Origin of the sequence: Methanobrevibacter sp., from assembly GCF_017409525.1 — an archaeon.
In the GTDB taxonomy this organism is placed as follows: Archaea; Methanobacteriota; Methanobacteria; order Methanobacteriales; family Methanobacteriaceae; genus Methanocatella.
Map to the genome: position 1 here is coordinate 1 of NZ_JAFQSO010000021.1, position 3,223 is coordinate 3,223.

At 34.9% G+C, this 3,223-nt stretch carries 5 protein-coding genes; 2 read left to right on the top strand and 3 right to left on the bottom strand.

Features of this window, described 5'->3' with window-relative positions; all coding sequences use genetic code 11:
• The first annotated feature begins 143 nt into the window (after positions 1 to 143).
• Positions 144 to 1,514, top strand: a complete 1,371-nt coding sequence (locus IJE64_RS10560) for a lectin like domain-containing protein (RefSeq protein WP_292785614.1) — start codon at positions 144 to 146, stop codon at positions 1,512 to 1,514.
• Between the two features lie 23 nt (positions 1,515 to 1,537).
• Here the strand turns inward: IJE64_RS10560 and IJE64_RS10565 are convergent, their stop codons facing one another.
• The 3 genes from IJE64_RS10565 to IJE64_RS10575 are packed head-to-tail and all read right to left on the bottom strand — an operon-like array spanning position 1,538 to position 2,394.
• A complete protein-coding gene (locus IJE64_RS10565; protein ID WP_292785616.1) occupies positions 1,538 to 1,669 on the bottom strand; it encodes a hypothetical protein in 132 nt (43 codons plus the stop codon).
• Between the two features lie 25 nt (positions 1,670 to 1,694).
• Positions 1,695 to 2,072, bottom strand: a complete 378-nt coding sequence (locus IJE64_RS10570) for a DUF2283 domain-containing protein (protein WP_292785618.1) — start codon at positions 2,070 to 2,072, stop codon at positions 1,695 to 1,697.
• Position 2,073: 1 nt separating this feature from the next.
• Positions 2,074 to 2,394, bottom strand: coding sequence for a hypothetical protein (locus IJE64_RS10575; protein ID WP_292785620.1), 321 nt, complete (start codon positions 2,392 to 2,394; stop codon positions 2,074 to 2,076).
• A 376-nt stretch (positions 2,395 to 2,770) separates the two neighbouring features.
• Between IJE64_RS10575 and IJE64_RS10580 the strand changes: the two genes are divergently transcribed.
• Positions 2,771 to 3,223 (top strand): hypothetical protein (locus tag IJE64_RS10580; protein ID WP_292785622.1); only part of this gene is annotated, 453 nt, incomplete at its 3' end.

Sequence of the window (3,223 nt, forward strand, 5' to 3'; positions counted from 1 at the left end):
AATAAGAATTTGAAGATTAGGATTTATCCATCTAAGGCGGATAAAAACGATAAAGGAGATAAAATCGTTAGTATGGCTAAGATTGACTCTAATATGGCTCATGTCCGTTTTGTTTGGAATAAATTATTAGAATTCGTTAACCGATGATCATCTTCGGCGGAAGAAATGATACAATCGACCTAATAAAAGAGGCCATACTCAGATACGGAGCGGTATCAATCCAGTTTTCAACAACACAATTCGATTATACAAATCAAAGCTACTCTGATGATGACCTTCAGCCGAATCATTTCGTTACAGTAATCGGATGGGACGACAATTACCCTGCCGAAAAGTTCAGGGAAGGACATGCCACCGATAATAATTCCACACCATCCGGAAACGGGGCCTGGCTGATAAAGGATTCAGAGTCAAGTACCTTAAATGAAAGCGAATGCGTGATTTCGGGCAGCGGAGGATACCTTCGCATATCCTATTACAATCCTTCATTTTTGGCAAAGGACTTCTATGCAATTGTGCCTCAATCAGCAGCCGTGGCTTATATCTTTGAAAATGGCATCGACTATCATGTGAACTATCAGAGCGACCTGATAGGTCTGACAGGCTTTGATGGAAATTATACATGCTATTCCAATGAGTTCACATCCGACTACTCCGAGCTCATCGGGGCTGTGGGAACCTATTTCAACGGGTCTGGAATCGACTATTCCTTTGATGTTTATGTGAACGGCAATAAGATCCTCTCCCAAAGCGGTGTCAGCGAGTTTGCAGGATTCAGGACAATCGTTCTGGACAACTACATTCCAGTCAAGAAAGGCGACAAATTCAAGGTTGTCTTTAAAAACAACAATCTTCCTTACCAGGCATTCTCAAGACAGCATTACCTCTCCGGAATGTCCTACGTCAGCAAGGACGGCAAAACATGGAGTGACATCACCTTGGAGAATAGGACTGTATGTCTTAAGGTCTATACTGTTAAGGATGATACTAAAATCATCAACAACAAGGACATTTCAGTTGATTATGCAGGGGGAGCATGCTTCAGCGTCAATGTCGTAACTGCTGACGGCCATCCTGTTGTTGGCGCTAGCGTTAAATTCAAAATCAACGGCAAGACAACTGCAGTTGAAACGGATAAAAATGGAATTGCAAAAATAAAGATAATTGATGTTCCTAAAAAATACACAATGACAACAACATACAATGGAAAATCTGTTAAAAACACTGTTATCGTCAAACAGGTCCTGACTGCTGGCAAAGTCACTGTCAAAAAGACTGCCAAGAAGTTCACCTTAAATGCAAAGCTTAAAATCAATGGCAGATTGGTTAAAGGAAAAGTCATTAAATTCAAATTTAATGGGAAAACTTACAAGGCTAAAACCAACAAAAATGGAATAGCAAAAGTTACAATTAAAAAGAATATCATTAAAAAGCTTAAAAAAGGCAAAACATATGCTGTAAAAGTGACTTACCTTAAAGACACCATAAAAACAACCGTTAAAGTTAGTGGATGATTATTTCATTTACTTTCTTTTAATTATTTTAATCTCATTTTTTTAATTTCAACACAATTATAGGGGAGTTCTGTCTGTTTCAAGCCTATTATGTCTTCTTCGGTAACTTTTTTTCTAGGATTCAATAATTCCTCTTTTTCAGTGTCGATTATCAAAGTTCACCGCCTAAAATGCAGGGGGTTATGCAGAAACTAAATCTGCCACCATGTTTGGAATGTTGTAGTTATTGCTGGTAAATGATTCCAATTCTTGCTTGTTTTCTTTATTATGGATTAAAACGCCAAATAGGGCATTGATGCTGATGGATTTTGCATCTACAATAACTTTCATGTGAAAAAAGATTAATTCGTTCAGGCTGTTTTTTGGAACATCTAATCTTTTTGATGCATCATGTATTTCAAGAGCTGTGGGCACATTGTCTTCATCAAAATCAAGCAGCAATCCGGCATCCAATTCTATTGTTTCATGATATGTGAAATCTCGGGTTGCTTTAATTCCAAGTATGTCTGCTGATTCATCATACATGTATTCTACTTCATATGAGTTTTTTTCATTCATTCTATCTCTCCACAATTCTTTCTCTTCTTCTTTTGTCAAAGACATATGCGGTTATAATTGTGATGTTTCTATAATCATCTATCTCAACAATAATATATAAATCCATGTTCTTGTTTTTTTCGTGAGGATAGATTAATTTAAATCGATTTTCTGTTGTTTTATTGATTCCTAACGGAATTTTTTCAAATAGGCATTCGGCAACATATTGGTGAGTATATCCTCTCTCGAACCAATCTTTGAAAATATGTTTATCAAATCTTACAAAATTCGGATTATAGTTTTGAATTATATCCTGTGCCTCTTGAATATTATAATCTATCAATTATCTCACTTTCAAATAGTTTTTAAGAGATATTAATCAAAAAATATTCCTTGAAGATGGTGAATGATTTTTGGGTAATATCTAGTATAATATGTGTATCTGTTATTATATAAGTATTACTTTTTTTCAAATTTATAATAATGAATGGTGAAATGGTGGTCGGTTCAAGTTAGAATTCGTATAGATTTCCTTGACTTTTTTTCTTTTTTCCTGTAATGGGATGCATTATTGAAGCAACTACCATTTTTTTAAAAAATTAATGAATTAAAGCAAGCTATGCATTCTTTTAATTAAACATTGATGCAGATGTTTGGTTCCATATAATAATCTTTATAATATATAAAATGTAAACTAATATATTAGGAGGATATTATAAATGAAAGCAAAGCATAGTTTATTATTCCTTTCTATGGTTATTATTTCATTGATTGCTATTGGTGCAGTAAGCGCATCAGAAAATGTAAGTGATTTCGCTCAAACATCCGATTTTGATGATGTGGCTGTTGCTGATTGTGATCTTGAAGATTCAGTAACTGTTGAAAATGATATGCAGAATTCAGATATTATATCTCAGGAAAATGAAGTTGAACCTATTGTTACTGTTGCAGATGAGGTGACTGTTGGCAATTCCTCAAGCGGGACTATAGACTGGTCCAGTCTTTTCGGAGGCAATAGTACATTTGATCTTTCCGGTTTGTTTGGTGATAATAGTACTTTTAATTTGTCTTCCATAGACTTGTCTGGTTTGTTTGGTGGCAATGGTACTTTTAATTTGTCTTCCATAGACTTGTCTGGTTTGTTTGGTGGCAATGGTACTTTTAATTTGTCT